We start from the raw sequence: 19,339 nt of genomic DNA, 5'->3' as shown, positions 1-19,339 counted from the left end.
CAAGCGATGCGGACCGTGGTGGTCACGCAGAGATTCTTCGATGAAGAGGCCATTGCCTATCTGAATTCGCACCGATGCGAGGTCCGCCTGGCCGAGCTGCCGCCCGGCCAGGCCGATGGGGGACTCACCGAGGACAGCCTCGTGCAGATGCTCGCGGATGCCGATGGCTGGATCGTCGGCCATGCGTGGGTGACCCGGCAGCTGCTGGGCAGGCTACCCAGGCTGCAGGTCATCGCTCGCCGCGGCGTGGGCTATGAGCGGATCGACACTGCGGCCGTGGCCGACCTCGGCAAGGTGGGCGCGATTGCAGTGGGGGGCAACGACGCCTGCGTGGCCGACCATGCCCTGGCCCTGATGCTGGCCGTCAGCCATCGATTGCGCGAATCGCAGATGCAGATGAACGAGGGATCGTGGACCATCCTCACCGGGGCGGACCTCTATCGGAAGACCGTCGGCATCGTCGGGCTCGGCCGCATCGGCCGCGGCGTCGTGAAGCGCCTGCAGGGCTTCGAGGCGCGGATTCTCGCGGTGACGGAAAACCCCGACGAGGCATGGTCCCGAAAAATGGGCGTCGCGCATGTCGAGTTCGACGAGTTGTTGGCCTCGAGCGACGTCGTGAGCCTGCATGCGCCGCTGACGCCCGCCACCCGCATGCTTATCGACGCGGAGGCGCTCGCGCGCATGAAGCCCACGGCGATCCTCGTCAACACGGCGCGCGGCGGGTTGGTCGACGACGCCGCACTGCTTGATGCCCTGAAGGCCGGCCGCATTGCCGGTGCGGGCCTGGATGTCTTCCTCAGCGAGTCCGATCCTTCCTGCATGAGCGTGACCAACGCGCTGATCGCATTGCCCAACGTCATTGCCACACCGCACTCGGGCGCATCCACGCGCGAAGGCTTGGTCCGCACGAATCGGATTGCGGCGGAATGCATCGCTGCGGTCCTGGAGGGTAGAGCGCCGCCGCCTGGCTGCGTGGTTGCCGATGGGCGCCATCGCGCGGGATCGACATGACCCTGCGTACCTTTCCAAGCTTCGGCAAGCCCGGCAATGAGATTTCCCGAATAACTGAAAAGGCCCATACATGTCAGACCTGACCCTCGCCCGACGCATCGCGCGCTATGCGATCGAACTTTCCGCCGACGATATCCCCGAAGAAGTGAGCGCCTGTGTACGCAGGCGGGTGGTCGACAGCCTGGCCTGCATCCTCGGGGCCTATGGCGCCGACCCGGTGAAGACCGCCGTGGCGGTGGCAGCCGGCACGCCACAGCCGTCTTCCACCGTGTTCGGCACCCGCCTGCGCACCACACCTGATCTCGCCGCGTTTGCCAACGGCGTCATGGTGCGCTTTCTGGACTACAACGACGGCTACATGGCGCGCGAGCCCGGCCATCCGAGCGACAACATTCCTGCATGCCTGGCGCTGGCGGAGGCTGCAGGATCGTCCGGCAGAGAGCTCATCGCAGCCATCGTTATTGCCTACGAAATCCAGATGAGGCTGCAGGATGCAGCCAGTCTGAACAAGCGCGGTTGGGATCAGGTGAACTACATCAATGTCGCGATGGCCGCTGCGGCTTCTAGGCTGATGAAGCTCGAAGAGACGCAAGCCGAGCAGGCGATCAACATCGCGCTCAGCGCGCACATTGCGATGCGCCAGGTGCGGTCTGGATCGCTGTCCGACTGGAAGGGTTGCTCGGCGGCGAACGCAGCACGAAATGCGATCTTCGCCGCCACGCTTGCGCGCCACGGGATGACCGGGCCGACTCCTGTGTTCGAGGGCGAGATGGGGTTCTTCAAGCAAGTGACGGGCGAGTTCGAGCTCGATGTCGACAATTTCGGCAGCCGCGAGAACGGCCGGTTCGCCATCCTGCGCTCGCTCACCAAGACCTTCCCCACCAACGGGGAACTGCATACCGCGGTGTGGGCGGGAATCGATCTGCGACAGAAGATTTCCGACATCGATGCCATTGCCGCGATTCGTATCGAAACCTCGGAGTTCAACCTGCGGGTGCTCGCCGACACGCCCGAGAAGTGGCGACCCCGGACACGGGAGACTGCGGACCACAGCCTGCCCTACAACGTGGCGCGGGCGCTGCTGGACGGGGACATCAGCATCGAGTCCTATTCGGCGCAGCGGATTGCCGATCCGCGCGCCATTGCGCTCATGAGCAAGACGACGGTCAGCGAGGACGCTGCGCTGACGAAACTATTCCCCAAGCACCTCGCGAATCGGGTGACTGTCATTTTGGTATCGGGCGAGGCGTTCACCAGCGAGCGGATCAGCGGCCCTGGGTCGCTGGAAACACCGATGACCGACGAGGACTTCGAGCGAAAGTTTCGGCGCATGGCCGCGCCGCACATCCGTCGTGCCGCGCAGGACCGCGTGCTCGAATTCGTCTCCGACTTGGCGAACCAGAGGACATACGAGCCGCTGTTCGACGCCATGTCTCGACAGCCCGATGCGGCCGCATCGCGGGAGCAAGCATGAGCATGAACCAACCCGACGGAAAGAAGAAGGGCGACAGCTGCGCACATCCGCCCGCGACATCTGCTGCGAGCCAGCCTCCCGCCGGCTCATCTCGTCAGGTGATCATGAGCGTGCTGGCCTTCGCGTTCATGGCCGTCTCGAGCGCAGCGCTCGCACTGGGACGTCGGCCCGTTGGGCCGGCCGCGGGTGACATGGAGCTGTCGCCGTTCTACCGGGTCACCAACCTGTTGCCCGACGCGCCCGGCGTACTTCTGCGGGAGGAGACGATGCGGGGCCAGCCGGAGATCGATGCAGCCAGTGAAAGCCGGCGCATTCTCTACACGTCCACCGATGTGCGCTGGCAGTCGGGCCAAATACCAGTCAGCGGCACGCTCTACCTGCCCGTCGGAAAGGCGCCAGCCAAAGGCTGGCCCCTCGTGGCTTGGGCACACGGGACGCTGGGAATCGCGGATGCGTGTGCGCCCTCGTGGACCGGGTTTCGTCCGCGCGATGCCACCTACATCAATCGCTGGCTCAAGGCAGGTTTTGCCGTGGTCGTGACGGACTATCAAGGCCTGGGCGGCCCCGGTCCACATCCATATCTCAACTGGCAGGTCGAGGGGCGCTCGGTGTTGGATTCCGTTCGGGCGGCCCTCGCGGCGCGCCCTGCGCAGATCTCAAACCGGGTCTTCATCTCGGGCCAGTCTCAGGGCTCCGGGAGCGCGGTGGGGGCGGCAAGGCTTGCGCGCGAGTACGCGCCAGAGTTGAAGGTGCTTGGCGCCGTGGCGACTGGACTCGTCAGCACGTTCCCAGGTGGGCCGGTTTCAGTGCCGGTGCGCAACTCGAGCAACATGTTCCTTAGTTTTGCAGCGGGAGGATTGCGCGACGATGGCCCCCCGATCGACGACATCGTCAGCGACAAGGGCCGCCAGCTCCTCGATACAGCGCGCATCGCTTGTACAGGGGAGGTCATGAAACTCGCCAGGAAACTGCGTATCGGGGACCTGAGCGAGGCTTTGTCGATCTCCACGGAACGCCTGGAGGAACTTCGGATCCTCGTGACGAATATGCCGATGGGCAACATCGGAGTGCCGCTCTTTGTCGGGACTGGCCTGGCCGACGCAACCATCACTCCCGTGCGCCAGTACGCTGCCGTCTCAGCACTGTGCGCATCCGGCAACAGCGTAGTTTGGAATCGCTACGAGGGCCGCGGGCACGATGGTGCATTGCACGAGTCATTCGATGACTCGATCGCCTTCGCGCGCGCGGTTTTGGAGAAAAAGGAGGTCTCGAGCAACTGCTCGACGATCGCACAGCCGGGTCCCCCAGGGGCGCGGCAGGAGGGCCTGCTGTTCAATGAGGACTGAAGCCCACATCGGTGACGTCGTCAGCACTTCTGAACAACTGCGCTCAATCAAGATCCGAACATCATTGATCTGGTCGCCAGGCAGGTGACCAGCGCCGCCGGTTCCAAACCATGATGTTCATGATGAGAGAAGTTTCTTTGCGTTTCACGGGTACTGATGATCGAGTTACGCCACCTTCGTTATTTCGTCGCCGCCGCTGAAGAACTCAACTTTCGTCGGGCCGCAGAACGTGTTCACATCGATCAAACTCCTCTTTCGCGGGCCATCCGCGACCTTGAGGATCGGCTGGGCGTGCGATTGTTCGTTCGTGCGCCTCGGAGGCTACATCTGACTCCTGCCGGTCTCCGGCTCCTGAAAGAGGCGCGCGAGGTTTTCATTCGAATTGAACGCGCCTATCGCGTCGTGCGAGAAACGGACGCTCGCTACCGGGCGCCGCTTCGCGTCGGCGTCGCCGACGGGATCGCCCAACCCAATCTCTCAGAGTGCTTCGCAAAATGGCGGGCATTGGCACCCAATATCCCGCTCGACATTGCCGAGATGCGCGCGGTTGAACTGCTGGCCGCGCTGCGGCGCGAGGAAATCGATGTCGGATTCTCCTTCGGCGTGCCGGACGACGAGGCTATCGTCCCGGACGCAGCGTGGTCCTACCCGTTGGTGGCATTGCTCCCGCCTGGTCACGAGCTGGCAACGCGTGACGTCCTGTCGATCTCTGAACTCCTCGCGTTTCCGATGATCGCCTCTCACCCCGGCCGCCTGCCGGGCTTGCGCCGGCAGATGGACACTGTGCGTCAGCGATACACGGCGAGCCCTGTCATCGCGGGTGAGGCCCGGACCCTGGCGGGCTACATCACCCGTGTGGCCGCTGGTTTGGGGGTCGGGGTCGCCGATGCCGGCCACATGGAAACTCTGCGCCGCACCGACGTAGTGGCCGTAGCTCTGGCCGAAGATATACACGTCATCACCTACGTGCTGCACAAGCCTCAAAGCCACGAGTTGCACGACGCGCTACAACGATTTTTGGCGCATGCCAAGAGGCCGCATTGATGCGGGCGGCGCGCTGCATTTGGCGTGACGCGTGCCTCACGCCAATGGCGTTGGACAAAGCGCCGATCTTTTGAAATGCTACCCGCTGCCTGAAGGGCCGCGATCGTCCGCGCTTGGCCTTTGACAGGCCCAAAGCCACAACAACACACCCGACCAAGTACGCCACGTCACGCTCCCGTGGATGTGCGCGACGGCACTTTCATTCCAGACTTCAGAGAGCGGTGCCGCTTCGGCATGCGCGCCGGGAAAGAACGCGGAGATTACCTATGGCGAGGGGAGCGAACGGCATGTGTTCGGACAGATTGTTGTAGTGCTGGGCGTCACGATGGGTGGCGTATGGGCGGCCACCAGCTCAAGCCTGAGCTGGAGGTCGTACGCGACCCGTCAGCGCTAGACGGGGATGACGGGCTGCTGGTGCTCGATGACGAGGACGACATGCCCCTGCGGCCGCGGGACGTGGACCGTCAGCTCACGCGTACCGCGCGGCTCGCCGCGCTGGCCCCTGATGACGGGATCGCGCTATGAGCCGGGCGCGCCTCAACATCTTCATCGAGCCGGAGCATGCCAAGGGGCTGAATCAGTTGGCGGTGCACAAGGGCGTGTCGAAGTCGGACGTGATTGCGGCAGCACTGGCATCGTTCCTGTCGCCCGATGGCGGCGACCAGCGCGAGGCGGCGATCGCCAAGCGACTGGACCGGCTCTCGCGCCAGTTCGACCGGCTCGAGCGCGACCAGAACATCTTGATCGAAACGGTGGCGCTCTATGTCCGCTACTTCCTCACCGTCTCGATCCCGGTGCCCGAAGGCCAGCAGGACGCCGCACGGGCGCAGGGGCGGGCCCGCTTTGCCCAGTTCGTCGAGCAGCTCGGGCGGCACCTGGTGCACGTGCCGCGTCCGATGCCGTGCGTCCTATTGCGCTGGAGTGCCTGTCATGCCCACTCGTAAGGACTCCGATGCTGATCGCTTCCGTGTCCGACCCGCGGCCCCGAAGTCCCGCGCGAGACCGCGTCCGGAGCGCTTCGCGTCCCGGGTGCTCAGGGAGGTTTCGAAGGCCGGTGCCAAACCGTCCGGCCAGCGGGCACGGCGACCCGCGTCGACCTTTGGCCGGGGCCGCGTCGCGGCCAGCATGACCGGCGGTCGCCTGGGCGGGCAGGCTCGGCGCGTCGTCATCAAGGCCCGCTTCGTAGTGCTCCGCAAAGCCGGCGCGAACTCGGTATCCACCCACCTGCGCTACATCGAGCGCGATGGGGTGACACGCGACGGGCAGCGAGGCCAGGCCTACGGGCCCGACATCGATGCCGCCGACCTCCAGGCTTTCGAAGAGCGGGGGAGGGCAGATCGCCACCAGTTCCGCTTCATCGTCTCGGCCGAGGATGCGGTCGATCTGGAAGACCTGCGCGGCTTCACCCGGCAACTGATGCAGCGCATGGCGGTCGATCTGGAAACACCGTTGGACTGGGTGGCCGTTGATCACTGGGACACCGACAACCCGCATACCCACATCGTCCTGAACGGCCACACCGCCGGCAAGGAAGACTTGGTGATCGCGCCAGACTACCTGGCGCATGGAGTGCGTGTGCGCGCGAGCGAGATCGCCATCGAATGGCTGGGGCCGCGCACCGAGACCGAGATCCGGCAAAGCCTGCAGCGCGAACTAGAGCAGCAGCGGCTCACCGGCCTGGACCGGGCCTTGCTGCGCCAGGCCGTGGCGAATACCGTCGATCTGACCGGCCGGCCCGAAGACCGACAACGCCAGAACGTGCTGCGGGCGCGGCTGCAGCGGCTCGAAGCCCTGGCGCTGGCCGAGCAGGTCGATGCCAACCGTTGGCGGCTGGCGCCGGACATGGCGCGCACGTTGACCGCGATGGGCGAGCGCGAGGATACGCTGGACACCATGCGCCGGGCGCTCAAGGGTCAGCTGCGCGAATGCGTCCTGGATGGCGTGTCGACCATCCCTGTCATAGGTCGTATCGCAGGCAAGGGCCTGGGAGACGAGTTACACGACCGAGGCTATCTGGTGGTCGATGGCATCGATGGCCGAGCGCACTACCTGAAACTACCGGCCGGCGCCGACCTGTCGGCGTTGCCGGTGGACGGCATCGTGGAGGCGAAGCCGCCGGGGCAGGAGCGGGCCGTGGACCCCTCCATTGCGGCCATCGCCCAGGATGGTATCTACAAGACCGCCGACCATCTGGCCCGACTAGAGCAGGCGGCAGACCGCGATCCGCAGGCCATGGTCGATGTCCACGCGCGCCGGCTCGAGGCGCTGCGACGCAGCGGTGTCGTGGCGCGCGTGGCCGATGGCGTCTGGCAGGTGCCGCCGGACCTGATGCAGAAAGCTCAGCAGTATGACGCGCAGACAGGCACGGGTCCGACCATCGAATTGCGTTCGCACCTTCCCATCGACCAGCAGGTGCGCGCCATCGGTGCGACCTGGCTGGACAGGCAATTGATCGGGGAGGGCGGCGGGCTGGCAGCGCAGGGCTTTGGCGCGCAGGTACGCGATGCGAGGCGCGGCCGCGCGGACTTTCTCGTTGAGCAGGGATTGGCCGAACGCCGAGGCCAACGCATGGTGCTCGCGCGCAACCTGCTGGCCACCTTGCGCGACCGCGAACTGGCGAATGCCGGGAAGTCTCTGCAAGACCAGACCGGCAAGACCTACCGACCGATGCAGGAGGGTGCGCGTGCCAGCGGGGTCTACCGCCGTTCCATCCGGCTCGCAAGCGGTAGCTTCGCCATACTCGACGACGGCATGGGGTTCAGCCTGGTCCCGTGGAAGCCGGTGATCGAACTGCGGCTAGGGAAGACGTTGACCGCCACAGTGCGTGGCAGCTCGGTGTCTTGGAATTTCATCAGGCAGCTCGGGCAGGGCATAGGATGAAGCGAACCCATGACCCTGTTGATTCCCACCGAAATTCGCCCTGGATCGCACATCGGCTTGTGCGCTCACATTGAGTTCATCCATAAGCATGTTTCCTCTCCACATTTTGCTTAAGCGGCTAAAAACGGGAAAGTGCAGGCGCGGTAAGCGGCCAGGCCGTCTGCGGGAGCTCAGGATCTTCGCCGCCAATGGTGCGGTCGATTTCATAAGTGTCACCCGAAATACTGGAAAGGAAGGCAAGAACGATCCAGGATCAGATCCAATAGAAGTTCAGACCCGCGTTCCGGCGCCGAATTCTCTGGACAGCTCTCCCGCCCGCAGATACGCGGCTTGGATAGATGTCTCCAGCGCTTGGCCTGTCGCCTTGCTATCCAGCATAGAGATTGCGGCTTCAGTGGTGCCGCGCTTGGATGTGGCGTTCTGACGCAAGACGCCGAACGGAGCAGCACTGGCAGCGGCCTGCTGGACGGCGCCCGAGGCGTTCTTCAGCACCAGATCGGGAGCCTACTCTTCGTTGAAGCCGAGCGCTTGAGCCGCGCGCTGAAACGCCTCCAGAAAGTGAAAGACGTAAGCGGGACCGCTCCCCGAAACAGCAGTTATTGCATCCAGGCGTTCGTCGGAATCTACCCTAAAGGAGTGACTAGTGCCCGAAAGGATGTTGGCGACTAACTCTCGATCGAGTTCACTTACACCGTCCAATGCTGCGATCCCGGAAACGCCCGCACCGACGAGTGCAGCAGTGTTGGGCATCACACGAGCAATACGGCGTGAGCCCGTCCCGATCGCGAGGTCTTCAGAACCACGCCGGCAGCAATGCTCACGTGCAGCGGCTTTCCGAGGTAAGGCAGAGCCGACAGAACTGCTTCCCGCAACACCTGCGGTTTCACCGCCCAGACCACGACCTGTGCCGCGGACAGAGCGTCGTTGGCTCGTTCTGCGGTTCGTACGCCAAGTGTCGCCTCCAATTTGGCCCGTTTGGCTGTCCACAGGATCGATGACGATCAAGTCTTGAGCGGGCCATCCAGCGCTGATCAGGCCGCCGCCAGGGAGAAAGCCATCTGGCCACCGCCTACAAAGGCAAGGAGGCCGGAATGAAAAGACTTGGTCATGAGCTTCTCTTTCAGAGTCATTGATGCGCTCGAAGCTGAACCTTCGTTCTTAGCTTCGGGCTGTTCAAGAGGATGTGGGTCAATGCCTAACCGTTTGCGCACCATGGTTGTGCTCCTTTGATACCTTATGCGCACACACGGCAACTATCGGGTCCAGCGAATTTTCATGTGCAGCCGGCTTCAGCTTCGACGTGACTAAGCGCACCGGTTAGACCGGGCCGGCAGCTGGCCAAACGCGGGCATGCTCCAAGAGCAACGAATGGTGTCCACTGCTCACTCCCGCGATCAGAGTCGCGTTCGGTTCCCGCCGCCAATAAACAGAGACATCACAAGATGCCTTCCTCAGCGTACGGTTGATTGGCGCGATGCTGCGTCGCGCCAACGGCGTTGGACAGGCCGTCGATCTTTTGAAATGCTACGCCGTCGCGCGGCGCCGCGATCCTCGCGCATAGCCATCGATAGGCTCAAGGCCAGAACAACACATCCGCCTACGTACGCGGCATCACGCTGCGGTGGGTGTGCGCTGCGGCTCATTGATTTCAGACTTCAGATGGCCGTGCTGTTTCGGCACGCGCACTGGAATTAACACGGAGGTGACCATGCCGAGGGGAGCCAACGGCATCCTGTTTGGACAGATTCTTGTGGTGCTGGGCGTCACGATTGCCGGCGTATGGGTGGCCACGCAGTGGACTGCGCATGCGCTGGACTACCAGCAACAGCTCGGAGCGCCTTGGCCCGTGTCGATTGGCGTGCCGGTCTACGCGCCCTGGAAACTATTCGAGTGGTGGTACTTTTACGACGCCTATGCGCCCGAGGTGTTCGAGCGCGGCGGGGCCATTGCCGCATCGAGCGGGATATCGGCCACGGGCGCGGCCATCGCAATGGCGGTATGGCGCGCGCGGATGGCCAGGCGCGTCACGACCTATGGCTCTGCCCGCTGGGCTGAGCGTGAGGAGATCGCCAAGGCTGGGTTGACGAAGCCTGCAGGCGTGTTCCTCGGCAGGACATCGGACAAGAGCAGCGCCTATCTGCGCCATCAAGGCCCCGAGCATGTGATGGCCTTTGCTCCAACGCGCTCTGGCAAGGGAGTGGGCTTGGTCGTGCCCACGCTGCTGTCGTGGCTGGGCTCGGCTGTGATCCACGACATCAAGGGCGAAAACTGGAGCTTGACCTCAGGATGGCGTTCGCGTTTTTCGCACTGCCTGCTGTTCAACCCGACCGACGCGCGCTCGGCTGCCTACAACCCGCTGCTCGAAGTGCGCCGCGGCGCGCACGAGGTGCGCGACGTGCAGAACATCGCGGACATCCTCGTGGATCCTGAAGGCGCGCTGGAACGCCGCAACCATTGGGAGAAGACGTCGCATGCGCTGCTGGTGGGCGCGATCCTCCATGTGCTGTACGCGGGTGCGGACAAGACGCTGCGCGGCGTCGCCAACTTTCTGTCCGATCCTGCGTGTCCTTTCGAAGTGACGTTGCACCGGATGATGACCACGCGGCACTTGGGCTCGGAAGTTCATCCGGTCGTTGCCTCGGCGGCGCGCGAGGTCCTCAACAAGAGCGACAACGAGCGCTCCGGCGTGCTGTCCACGGCCATGTCGTTCCTGGGCCTGTACCGGGACCCCACAGTGGCCGAGGTCACCTCGCGCTGCGACTGGCGCATCGCGGACCTGATCTCCGCATCCCATCCTGTGTCGCTGTACCTGGTGGTGCCACCGTCCGACATCAGCCGCACCAAGCCATTGATCCGGTTGATCCTCAACCAGGTCGGTCGGCGGCTCACCGAGTCGCTCGATGGCTCGGATGGCATTGCCCGTCGTCACAAGCTGCTGCTGATGCTCGACGAATTCCCGGCCTTGGGGCGGCTGGATTTTTTCGAATCGGCGCTGGCGTTCATGGCCGGCTACGGGCTGCGCGCTTTTCTAATCGCCCAGTCGTTGAACCAGATCGACAAGGCCTACGGAATGAACCACTCGATCCTCGATAACTGTCACGTGCGCATTGCATTCGCCACCAACGACGAGCGCACGGCCAAGCGGATCTCGGAAGCACTGGGCACGGCCACCGAGCTGCGTGCGCAGCGCAACTACGCCGGGCATCGCCTGTCGCCTTGGCTCGGCCATCTGATGGTCTCGCGGCAGGAGACGGCCCGGCCGCTTCTGACGCCTGGTGAGGTGATGCAATTGCCACCCGACGAAGCAGTTGTAATGGTCTCGGGGCATCCGCCGATCAAGGCCAAGAAGCTGCGCTATTTCAAGGATCGCAATTTCACGCGGCGGGTGCTGGCGCCGCCCGGGCTTGCTTCCGGGTACTACGCCGATCGGCCCGCTGCTCGGCCCGACGATTGGAGCGCACTTGCGCCCCTGGCCGCGGCGAGCGTTGCAGGTAGTGATGGGGTTGGCTTTGCCGACGAAGGTGGTCATCAGCTCAAGCCCGAACTGGAGGTCATGGGCGAGGCATCGACTCTGCCGCAGGACGATGGCCTGCTGATGCTCGATGACGAGGACGACGTGCCGCTGCGTCCGCAGGAGCTGCAGGGGCAGCTCACGCGCACCGCGCGCCTGGCCGCGCTGGACCCTGACGACGGGATCGCACTATGAAGCGGGCCCGCCTGAACATCTTCATCGAGCCGGAGCATGCCAAGCGCCTGGAACGGCTCGCGGCGCACAAGGACGTGTCGAAGTCGGCCGTGATTGCGGCGGCGCTGGCGTCCTTCCTGTCGCCCGATGGGGCGGATCAGCGGGAGGCCGCGATCACCAAGCGCCTGGACCGGCTCTCGCGGCAGTTCGAGCGTCTGGAGCGCGACCAGAACGTGCTGATCGAGACACTCGCGCTGTACGTGCGCTACTTCCTCACGGTCTCGATCCCGGTGCCCGAAGGCCAGCAGGAAGCTGCCAGAGCACAGGGCAGGGCGCGCTTTGCCCAGTTCATCGAGCAGCTGGGACGCCACATCCAGCGCGGGCGCAGCCTGGTGCGAGAGGTCCACGAGGACATCGCACCCGAATCGGTGCCAGTGCAGGCAGGACAGGAGGATCGGGAGGAGGCTCATGACACCGCCGCGTGATCCTGCGCCCGGTTCGTCGACCGAGGTCGCCGCGGCCAGTGCCGCGGCCCGCCGCATTCGCATGTTGCATACGGCCATGGGGCCGGAGATTGCAGCGGCGCTAGCGGACCCGGAGGTGGCCGAGGTTCTCCTCAACCCTGATGGCTCGCTCTGGGTGGACCGGCTCGGCACGGGCCTGGAGCCTACCGGGGCGATGCTGACGCCGCCCATGGCCGAACGCGTCATCCGACTGGTGGCCGCGCATGTGCGCGCCGAAGTGCACGCCGGCGCGCCGATCCTTCAGGCCGAGCTGCCCGAGACCGGCGAGCGTTTTCATGGCGTGCTGCCGCCTGTGGTGCGCGCGCCGTCCTTTGCCATCCGCAAGCGGGCGCTGCGTCTCATGACCTTGGCGCAATACGTCGCCGACGGCATCCTGACCGAGGCTCAGGCCGCATTCCTGCGGCAGGCGGTGCACGCGCGCCTGAACATCGTCGTGGCCGGCGGCACGAGCACGGGCAAGACGACGCTCGCGAACGCGCTGCTCGACGAGATCGCGCAGACGCGCGAACGTGTGCTGATCCTGGAGGACACGGTTGAGCTGCAGTGCCGCTGCGACGACCACGTGAGCATGCGCACAGAGCCGGGTGTCAGCACGATGGCCGACCTGGTGCGCACCACCTTGCGGTTGCGACCCGACCGCATCGTGGTCGGCGAGGTGCGTGGCGCCGAAGCGCTGGACCTGCTCAAGGCCTGGGGCACGGGACATCCGGGCGGCATCGCCACCGTGCACGCGGGATCGGCGCACGGAGCCCTCACGCGGCTGGAGCAGTTGGTGCAGGAAGTCTCCGTGACCGTGCCGCGTGCGCTGATCGCCGAGACGGTGCACGTCATCGTTTTCATCGCGGGCCGCGGCCGTGGCCGGCGCGTGCGCGAGATCGCACGTGTCATGGGCTGCGACAGCCAGGGCTATCAGCTCGATACCTCGGCGGGATCGGGCAGCCATTGATCGGTTTCGTTCCCTTCCCTTTCGTTCCTTCCAACCCATCGACTCCAGGAGAGCCGTCATGACGATTTCACGTAGATCCGCAAAACCGCTTCTGCACACGGCTGCGGCGGCAGTGCTCGGACTGGCCGTCGCGCTGCCCGTGCGTGCCGCGGGCTCGAACATGCCCTGGGAGGCACCGCTGCAGTCGATCCTCGACTCGATCCAGGGACCCGTGGCCAAGATCGTCGCGGTGATCATCATCATTGCGACCGGGCTGACCTTGGCCTTCGGCGACACCAGCGGGGGTTTTCGCAAACTGATCCAGATCGTGTTCGGCCTGTCGATCGCATTTGCCGCCTCCAGCTTCTTCCTGACCTTCTTCAGCTTCGCGGGCGGGGCGGTGCTCGCATGAACGCGTCGCCCGCTTTTTCGGCGAGCGCTTCGGGCCTGGTGACCGGTTTCGAGATCCCGCTGCATCGGTCGCTGACAGAGCCGATCCTGATGGGCGGCGCGCCGCGCACTGTGGCAATCGCCAACGGCACGCTGGCCGCCGCCGTGGGCCTGGGGCTTCAGCTGTGGCTGCCTGGTGTCGTCCTGTGGATGGTGGGCCATGCGCTGGCCGTCTGGGGCGCGCGGCTGGACCCGCAGTTCATGCAGGTGTTCGCCAGGCACATCAAGCAGCGGCCGCTGCTCGATGCATGAGCGGGGAGGGCGCGGCCATGCTGAACCTCGCCGAATACCGCAGGCGCCCGGCGCTGCTGGCCGACTGGCTGCCTTGGGCTGGGCTGGTCGGGCCCGGGGTCGTGCTCAACAAGGATGGATCGTTCCAGCGCACCGCGCGATTTCGCGGGCCGGACCTGGACAGCGCCACGCAGGGCGAGCTCGTCGCCACGTCGGCGAGGTTGAACAACGCGCTGCGCCGGCTTGGCGCGGGCTGGGCGCTGTTCGTTCAGGCCGAGCGGCGCGAAGCGGCCGGCTATCCGGAATCGTCGTTTCCCGAGGCGCTTTCCTGGCTGGTCGACCAGGAGCGCCGCGCCGCATTCGAGGAGAACGCGAGCCACTTCGAGAGCAGCTATCACCTGACGCTGTTGTATCTGCCGCCGGAGGAGTCGAAGGCGCGTGCAGCGGGCTTGCTCTACGAGCGCGCCGATCCCGAACACCAGGACGGCACGGACTGGCGAGGGCGGCTCGATGCCTTCGTCGCAGAGGCCGAGCGCTTCCTCGATCTGCTCGAAGGCGTGATGCCGGAGTTGGCCTGGCTGGACGATGCGCGGACGCTGACCCATCTGCATGGCTGCGTGTCCACGCGCCGGCATGAGGTTGCGGTGCCCGAAATCCCGATGCACCTCGATGCGCTGCTGGCCGACGAGCCACTGACGGGCGGATTGGCGCCGATGCTCGGACGGCTGCATCTGCGCGTGCTGTCGGTGCGCGGTTTTCCGACGTCGACCTGGCCGGGGCTGCTCGACGACCTGAACCGCCTGGGCTTTGCCTACCGCTGGAACACGCGCTTCCTGTGCCTGGACAAGGCGGAGGCAGAGAAAGAGCTCGTGCGCCTGCGCCGGCAGTGGTTCGCGAAGCGAAAGAACATCGTGGCGCTGCTGCGAGAGACCATCTTCCAGCAGGAAAGCCCGCTGGTCGACTCCGACGCCTCGAACAAGGCGGGGGATGCGGACGCGGCGCTGCAGGAGCTGGGCAGCGACCAGGTGGCCTTCGGCTACGTGACGGCCACGGTGACGGTGCTCGACGCGAACGCGGCGGCGGCCGATGAGAAGCTGCGCGCGGTGGAGCGCGCCATCCAGGGACGGGGTTTCGTGACGATCCCCGAAACCCTCAATGCGGTGGAGGCCTGGCTGTCCTCGATTCCCGGCCACGCCTACGCGAACGTGCGCCAGCCCATCGTCTCGACGTTGAACCTGGCCCACATGATGCCGGTGTCGGCCGTCTGGGCCGGACCCGAGCGCAATGCGCATCTCGATGGGCCGCCGCTGATCGTCACGCGCACCGATGGCGCCACGCCGTTCCGGCTGGTCACGCACATCGGGGACGTGGGCCACACGCTGGTGGTCGGGCCCACCGGCATGGGCAAGTCGGTGCTGCTGGCCACGCTGGCGATGCAGTTCCGCCGCTATCCCGGCTCGCGCATCCTGGCCTTCGACATGGGGCGCTCGCTACGGGCCACCATCCTCGGGCTGGGCGGCGAACACTACGACCTGGGTTCGGACGCCTCCATTGCGTTCCAGCCGCTCGCGCGCATTGACGTCGAGCGCTATCGCAGCTGGGCGGCCGAATGGATCGAAGGTCGCCTGGTCCAGGAAGGCGTGGCTGTCGGGCCGCCGGAGAAGGCGGCCGTCTGGTCGGCGCTCAACAGCCTGGCGAGCGCGCCGATCGAACAGCGCACGATGACCGGCCTGTCGGTCCTGCTGCAATCGAACGCCCTGCGACAGGCCCTGCAGCCCTATGTGCTCGGCGGGGCGCACGGCCGGCTGCTCGATGCCGATAGCGACCGCCTGGGCTGCGCCTCCGTGCAGGGCTTCGAGATGGAGGAGCTGATGCACAGCAAGGCCGCGGTGTTGGCCGTGCTGGGCTATCTCTTCGCGCGCTTCGACGAGCGCTTCGATGGCGCGCCGACGCTCCTGATCCTGGACGAGGCCTGGCTGTTCCTGGACGACCCGGTGTTCGCCGCGCGCATCCGCCAGTGGCTCAAGACCCTGCGCAAGAAGAACGTGTCGGTGGTCTTTGCCACGCAGTCGCTGGCCGACATCCAGAACTCCACGATCGCGCCGGCCATCGTGGAAAGCTGCGCGAGCCGCATCTTCCTGCCCAACCCGCAGGCCACCGAGCCGCAGATCCGGGTGATCTACGAGGGTTTCGGGCTCAACAGCCGGCAGATCGACATCGTCGCCACGGCGCAGCCCAAGCGCGACTACTACTACCAGTCGCGCCTGGGCAACCGGGTCTTCGATCTCGGGCTCGGGCCGGTGACGCTGGCCTTCGCAGGCGCGGCGTCGCCCGAGGACCAGCGCGCGATCGATCGCGTGCAGGCCTTGGTCCAGGCGTCGGCGTTCGCGCGGATGCCCTCGGTCTTCGCCGCGGCCTGGCTGCGCCACCGAAACCTCGGCTGGGCGGCGGACCTTCTTTCTTCGTTCCCGTCCCCTTCTTCAACCCCTCAGGAGCCATCGACATGAACCTGAAGTCTTCTCTCAAGCCGCGGATCGCCGCCATCGTCGCCGTCAGTGCGATCGCTTTCGGTGTGGCCACGCCGGCGCATGCCATCTTCGGCGTCGGCGACACCGTCTTCGATGCGTCCAACTTCATGCAGAACATGCTCACGGCGGCCCGTGCGCTGGAGCAGATCAACAACCAGGTCGAGCAACTTCAGAACGAAGCCGAGATGCTCAGGAACCAGGCCAGGAACCTGACGAGCCTGGACTTCAGCGCGCTGTCCGAGCTCAAGTCGACGCTGTCGGCGACGAACCGGCTGATCCAGCAGGCGCAAGGGCTGACCTTCGACGTCTCGCGCATGGAAGAGGAGTTCAAGCGGCTGTACCCCGAGTCGTTTGCGGCGGGCCTGTCCGGTGCGCAGATGGCCGGCGATGCGCGACAGCGCTGGCGCAACTCGCTCGAGGCGCTGCGCACGGCGACGCAGGTGCAGTCGCAGGCGATGCAGAACTTCACTTCCGACGAGCAGGCGCTCACCGATCTCGTGAGCCGCAGCCAGTCGGCCACGGGCGCCTTGCAGGCGATGCAGGCGACCAACCAGCTGCTGGCGCTGCAGTCGCGTCAGGCCATCCAGGCACAGCAGCTGCAGATCATGCAGGACCGCGCCACGGCGCTGGAGCAGGCGCGGCAGGTAGCGGTGCAGGAGCGTGCGCGCGAGGTGCGCCGGCGCTTCATGGGCAGCGGCACGCCTTACACGCCTCAGCGTGTGCATTTCTACGACAACTGAAGGAGCCATCGGTCATGAAGCCTCTCCTCATCGTCATTGCCGCAGCAGTCCTGGTGCTCGCCGCCTGTGACCGGCCAGAGTCCTCTGAACCCAGGATCGAGTCCGTCGAATCCCTGGTGGCCAATCCCGAACGCCTCAAAGCGCTGCGTGCGCAGTGCAAGGCCGACCATGCCAGGGTCGGCGATGCGCAATGCAATGCGGCGGCCGAGGCGACGCGCCGGCGATTCTTTGGCAGCGGCGGTCCGAAGTACACGCCACCCGCATCGCCGCCGGGTGGCTTCTGGCAGGAGGATGCCGATGCGGCCAGGGTGCCGGCACCGGCACCGCCTGCCTCATCTGCTGCATCGCCGTTGCCGAAGGTTGCGCCGTGAGCGACGTGGGCGTCATCGATCGCTTCCTCGATGTCTTCTCGCGCTACATCGATTCGGGCTTCGGCCTGCTGGGGGGCGAGGTGGCTTTCCTTACGGCGACGCTGGTGGCGATCGACATGACGCTGGCCGGATTGTTCTGGGCCATGAGCCATGCGGCGGGGCAGGGCGACGACGTGATCGCCAAGCTGGTCAAGAAGGTGCTGTATGTCGGAGCCTTTGCCTACATCATCGGCAACTTCAACAACCTGGCGGGCATCGTTTTCAGGTCCTTTGCGGGGCTGGGCCTGACGGCCTCGGGGTCCGGCCTGACGCATGAACAGCTGCTGCAGCCGGGCCAGTTCGCCAAGGTGGGCATCGACGCGGGCCGGCCGCTCATGGAGCAGATCAGCCTCATGACGGGGTTCCCCGAGGTGTTCGCGCATCTGGACACCATCGCGGTCCTGTTCCTGGCCTGGCTGGTGCTGATCGTGAGCTTCTTCGTGCTGGCGGTGCAGCTTTTCGTGACGCTGATCGAGTTCAGGCTGACGACGCTGGCGGGCTTCGTGCTCGTGCCCTTTGCGCTGTGGAACAGAACCGCCTTTCTGGCCGAGAAGGTGCTGGGCAACGTGGTGTCCTCGGGCGTCAAGGTTCTGGTGCTGGCCGTGATCGTCGGGATCGGCAAGGGCCTCTTTGCGGAGTTCAAAACGTCGCCAGACGCCGAGCCATCGATCGACCATGCGCTGACGCTCATGCTCGCGGCGCTGGCGATGCTGGGCCTGGGAATCTTCGGACCGGGGATCGCGACGGGACTGGTGTCGGGTGCGCCGCAGCTCGGCGCCGGCGCGGCCGCCGGAACGGCGCTGGGCGCGACGGGCCTGGCCGTCGCCGGTGGCGCGGCGGTGGCGGGTGCCGGATCTGCTGTGGCTGCGGGCGCACGCATGGCGCCCGGCGCTGCGCATGCGGCCATCGGCGGCGGCGCGGCGGCCGCGCGCTCGGCTCGTGGCCTGGCCGGTGGTGCGAGGTCGGCCTATCAGCAGGGTGCCGAGGCATCGGGCAGTGGCGGCGTGCGCGCGGCCGGGGCCGGCCTCGCCCACGTTGCGAAGACCAGTGCCGGGGCCGTCGGCCAGCGCATCGCGTCCGGGGCCAGGGCCGTGAAGGACCGCGTGGCGAGCTTCGTGGCCGATGCCGCGGCGCCAGCGACTGCGGGGAGTGCGGCATCCGCCGGTGGGGAGGAGGGCGGTGCGCCGCCGCCCGAGCCCGCATGGGCCCGGCAGATGCGCAGCAAGCAGCAGCTGAGCCATGCGGCCTCGACGACGGCGCATGTCCTGCGCTCGGGCGACCACGGCGGCAGCGGCGCCAGTCCGAGCCTGCGCGACGACTCCAGCGTCTGACCCGGCTTCTTTTGCGGAGAACCATCCATGCGATTCAAACGAACCCAGGTGCGGTACTCGGACACGCCCGCGCCTGTGACCCCGTACCAGGCGGCGGGGCAGGTCTGGGACGCGCGCATTGGCAGCGCGCGCGTACAGGCGAAGAACTGGCGGGTCATGGCCTTTGGCTGTCTCACGCTGGCCCTGCTGATGGCCGGCGGGCTGGTCTGGCGCTCGGCACAGTCGATCGTGACGCCGTATGTCGTCGAGGTGGACAGCGCAGGCCAGGTGCGCGCGGTGGGCGAGGCTGCCACGCCTTACAAGCCCAGCGATGCACAGATTGCGCACCACCTGGCGCGCTTCATCACCGATGTGCGGTCGCTTTCGATCGACCCGATCGTGGTGCGGCAGAACTGGCTCGAAGCCTACGAGTACACGACGGACCGCGGCGCGGCAACGCTGAACGACTATGCACGTGCGAACGACCCGTTCACTCGCATCGGGCAGAGCTCGGTAGTGGTGCAAATCAACAGCGTGGTGCGTGCGAGCGATTCGTCATTCCAGGTGCGCTGGACGGAGCGACGCTACGTCAACGGGGAGGCCGCAGGCCTCGAGCGCTGGACCGCTGTGCTCGCGATCGCGTTGCAGGCGCCACGCACCGAGGAGCGGCTTCGCAGGAATCCGCTGGGCATCTACGTCAATGGTCTGTCGTGGAGTCGCGAGTTCGATGCGACGGACGCAACGAAAGGAGGCAAGCCATGAAGACGGTTTTCACTCGGCG

General features: G+C 65.9%; 17 protein-coding genes and 3 pseudogenes. 17 read left to right on the top strand and 3 right to left on the bottom strand.

Features of this window, described 5'->3' with window-relative positions; genetic code table 11:
* Positions 1-6 precede the first annotated feature (6 nt).
* From RZE79_RS34450 to RZE79_RS34420, 7 genes and pseudogenes are all read left to right on the top strand, one after another.
* Positions 7-1,011, top strand: coding sequence for a phosphoglycerate dehydrogenase (locus tag RZE79_RS34450; protein WP_319362394.1), 1,005 nt, complete (start codon positions 7-9; stop codon positions 1,009-1,011).
* A 70-nt stretch (positions 1,012-1,081) separates the two neighbouring features.
* A complete protein-coding gene (locus RZE79_RS34445) occupies positions 1,082-2,485 on the top strand; it encodes an MmgE/PrpD family protein (protein WP_319361920.1) in 1,404 nt (467 codons plus the stop codon).
* A 2-nt stretch (positions 2,486-2,487) separates the two neighbouring features.
* Positions 2,488-3,831 (top strand): lipase family protein, encoded by a 1,344-nt coding sequence (locus tag RZE79_RS34440; RefSeq protein WP_319361919.1) that lies wholly within the window; start codon positions 2,488-2,490, stop codon positions 3,829-3,831.
* Between the two features lie 156 nt (positions 3,832-3,987).
* A complete protein-coding gene (locus tag RZE79_RS34435) occupies positions 3,988-4,875 on the top strand; it encodes a LysR family transcriptional regulator (protein ID WP_319361918.1) in 888 nt (295 codons plus the stop codon).
* Between the two features lie 336 nt (positions 4,876-5,211).
* Complete coding sequence (locus RZE79_RS34430) at positions 5,212-5,400, top strand: hypothetical protein (RefSeq protein WP_319361917.1); 189 nt, start codon at positions 5,212-5,214, stop codon at positions 5,398-5,400.
* Positions 5,397-5,756: pseudogene (locus RZE79_RS34425) on the top strand (CopG family transcriptional regulator); the annotation flags it as partial. The gene RZE79_RS34430 and the pseudogene RZE79_RS34425, both read left to right, overlap by 4 nt.
* 49 nt (positions 5,757-5,805) lie before the next feature.
* Positions 5,806-7,755 (top strand): DUF3363 domain-containing protein, encoded by a 1,950-nt coding sequence (locus RZE79_RS34420; protein ID WP_319361916.1) that lies wholly within the window; start codon positions 5,806-5,808, stop codon positions 7,753-7,755.
* A gap of 270 nt (positions 7,756-8,025) precedes the next feature.
* Here RZE79_RS34420 and RZE79_RS34415 read toward each other — a convergent pair.
* From RZE79_RS34415 to RZE79_RS34410, 3 genes and pseudogenes are all read right to left on the bottom strand, one after another.
* Positions 8,026-8,505, bottom strand: a pseudogene (locus tag RZE79_RS34415) (pyrroline-5-carboxylate reductase family protein).
* Positions 8,505-8,720: a hypothetical protein gene (locus RZE79_RS34835; RefSeq protein ID WP_373696592.1), complete on the bottom strand. Its 216-nt coding sequence runs from the start codon at positions 8,718-8,720 to the stop codon at positions 8,505-8,507. The pseudogene RZE79_RS34415 and the gene RZE79_RS34835 overlap by 1 nt, the downstream one beginning before the upstream one ends.
* A 66-nt stretch (positions 8,721-8,786) precedes the next feature.
* Positions 8,787-8,969 carry a hypothetical protein gene (locus RZE79_RS34410; RefSeq protein ID WP_319361915.1) on the bottom strand — a complete coding sequence of 61 codons (183 nt, stop codon included), beginning with the start codon at positions 8,967-8,969 and terminating at the stop codon, positions 8,787-8,789.
* 494 nt (positions 8,970-9,463) lie between these two features.
* Between RZE79_RS34410 and RZE79_RS34405 the strand changes: the two genes are divergently transcribed.
* From RZE79_RS34405 to trbF, 10 genes and pseudogenes are all read left to right on the top strand, one after another.
* On the top strand, positions 9,464-11,461 hold the full coding sequence (locus RZE79_RS34405; protein WP_319361914.1) for a conjugal transfer protein TraG: 1,998 nt from the start codon (positions 9,464-9,466) through the stop codon (positions 11,459-11,461).
* Positions 11,458-11,925, top strand: a complete 468-nt coding sequence (locus RZE79_RS34400; protein ID WP_319361913.1) for a CopG family transcriptional regulator — start codon at positions 11,458-11,460, stop codon at positions 11,923-11,925. Before RZE79_RS34405 ends, RZE79_RS34400 begins: the two co-directional genes overlap by 4 nt.
* Positions 11,909-12,910 (top strand): P-type conjugative transfer ATPase TrbB, encoded by a 1,002-nt coding sequence (gene trbB / locus RZE79_RS34395; RefSeq protein ID WP_373696591.1) that lies wholly within the window; start codon positions 11,909-11,911, stop codon positions 12,908-12,910. The genes RZE79_RS34400 and trbB overlap by 17 nt, the downstream gene beginning before the upstream one ends.
* A 58-nt stretch (positions 12,911-12,968) precedes the next feature.
* Positions 12,969-13,301 (top strand): TrbC/VirB2 family protein, encoded by a 333-nt coding sequence (locus RZE79_RS34390; RefSeq protein ID WP_319361912.1) that lies wholly within the window; start codon positions 12,969-12,971, stop codon positions 13,299-13,301.
* Entirely contained in the window at positions 13,298-13,591 is a 294-nt protein-coding gene (locus tag RZE79_RS34385) for a VirB3 family type IV secretion system protein (RefSeq protein ID WP_319361911.1), read from the top strand. The genes RZE79_RS34390 and RZE79_RS34385 overlap by 4 nt, the downstream gene beginning before the upstream one ends.
* Before the next feature lie 17 nt (positions 13,592-13,608).
* Positions 13,609-16,077 carry a conjugal transfer protein TrbE gene (trbE, locus tag RZE79_RS34380; RefSeq protein WP_319361910.1) on the top strand — a complete coding sequence of 823 codons (2,469 nt, stop codon included), beginning with the start codon at positions 13,609-13,611 and terminating at the stop codon, positions 16,075-16,077.
* A complete protein-coding gene (gene trbJ, locus RZE79_RS34375) occupies positions 16,074-16,838 on the top strand; it encodes a P-type conjugative transfer protein TrbJ (protein WP_319361909.1) in 765 nt (254 codons plus the stop codon). Before trbE ends, trbJ begins: the two co-directional genes overlap by 4 nt.
* 14 nt (positions 16,839-16,852) lie before the next feature.
* A pseudogene (locus RZE79_RS34370) lies at positions 16,853-17,110 on the top strand (EexN family lipoprotein); the annotation flags it as partial.
* Between the two features lie 95 nt (positions 17,111-17,205).
* Entirely contained in the window at positions 17,206-18,579 is a 1,374-nt protein-coding gene (gene trbL, locus RZE79_RS34365) for a P-type conjugative transfer protein TrbL (RefSeq protein WP_319361907.1), read from the top strand.
* 27 nt (positions 18,580-18,606) lie between these two features.
* Positions 18,607-19,320 carry a conjugal transfer protein TrbF gene (gene trbF, locus RZE79_RS34360; protein WP_319361906.1) on the top strand — a complete coding sequence of 238 codons (714 nt, stop codon included), beginning with the start codon at positions 18,607-18,609 and terminating at the stop codon, positions 19,318-19,320.
* Positions 19,321-19,339 lie beyond the last annotated feature (19 nt).

Source organism: Variovorax sp. EBFNA2 (assembly GCF_033802765.1).
Taxonomy (GTDB): domain Bacteria; phylum Pseudomonadota; class Gammaproteobacteria; order Burkholderiales; family Burkholderiaceae_C; genus Variovorax; species Variovorax paradoxus_H.
This window is presented reverse-complemented; position numbering and strand designations above follow the sequence as displayed.

Bases quoted from the DNA above. Each gene is read 5' to 3' on its own strand.
- RZE79_RS34450 (WP_319362394.1), top strand. From the start codon at position 7: ATGCGGACCGTGGTGGTCACGCAGAGATTCTTCGATGAAGAGGCCATT.
- RZE79_RS34445 (WP_319361920.1), top strand. From the start codon at position 1,082: ATGTCAGACCTGACCCTCGCCCGACGCATCGCGCGCTATGCGATCGAA.
- RZE79_RS34440 (WP_319361919.1), top strand. From the start codon at position 2,488: ATGAACCAACCCGACGGAAAGAAGAAGGGCGACAGCTGCGCACATCCG.
- RZE79_RS34435 (WP_319361918.1), top strand. From the start codon at position 3,988: ATGATCGAGTTACGCCACCTTCGTTATTTCGTCGCCGCCGCTGAAGAA.
- RZE79_RS34430 (WP_319361917.1), top strand. From the start codon at position 5,212: ATGGGCGGCCACCAGCTCAAGCCTGAGCTGGAGGTCGTACGCGACCCG.
- RZE79_RS34420 (WP_319361916.1), top strand. From the start codon at position 5,806: ATGCCCACTCGTAAGGACTCCGATGCTGATCGCTTCCGTGTCCGACCC.
- RZE79_RS34410 (WP_319361915.1), bottom strand. From the start codon at position 8,969: ATGGTGCGCAAACGGTTAGGCATTGACCCACATCCTCTTGAACAGCCC.
- RZE79_RS34405 (WP_319361914.1), top strand. From the start codon at position 9,464: ATGCCGAGGGGAGCCAACGGCATCCTGTTTGGACAGATTCTTGTGGTG.
- RZE79_RS34400 (WP_319361913.1), top strand. From the start codon at position 11,458: ATGAAGCGGGCCCGCCTGAACATCTTCATCGAGCCGGAGCATGCCAAG.
- trbB (WP_373696591.1), top strand. From the start codon at position 11,909: ATGACACCGCCGCGTGATCCTGCGCCCGGTTCGTCGACCGAGGTCGCC.
- RZE79_RS34390 (WP_319361912.1), top strand. From the start codon at position 12,969: ATGACGATTTCACGTAGATCCGCAAAACCGCTTCTGCACACGGCTGCG.
- RZE79_RS34385 (WP_319361911.1), top strand. From the start codon at position 13,298: ATGAACGCGTCGCCCGCTTTTTCGGCGAGCGCTTCGGGCCTGGTGACC.
- trbE (WP_319361910.1), top strand. From the start codon at position 13,609: ATGCTGAACCTCGCCGAATACCGCAGGCGCCCGGCGCTGCTGGCCGAC.
- trbJ (WP_319361909.1), top strand. From the start codon at position 16,074: ATGAACCTGAAGTCTTCTCTCAAGCCGCGGATCGCCGCCATCGTCGCC.
- trbF (WP_319361906.1), top strand. From the start codon at position 18,607: ATGCGATTCAAACGAACCCAGGTGCGGTACTCGGACACGCCCGCGCCT.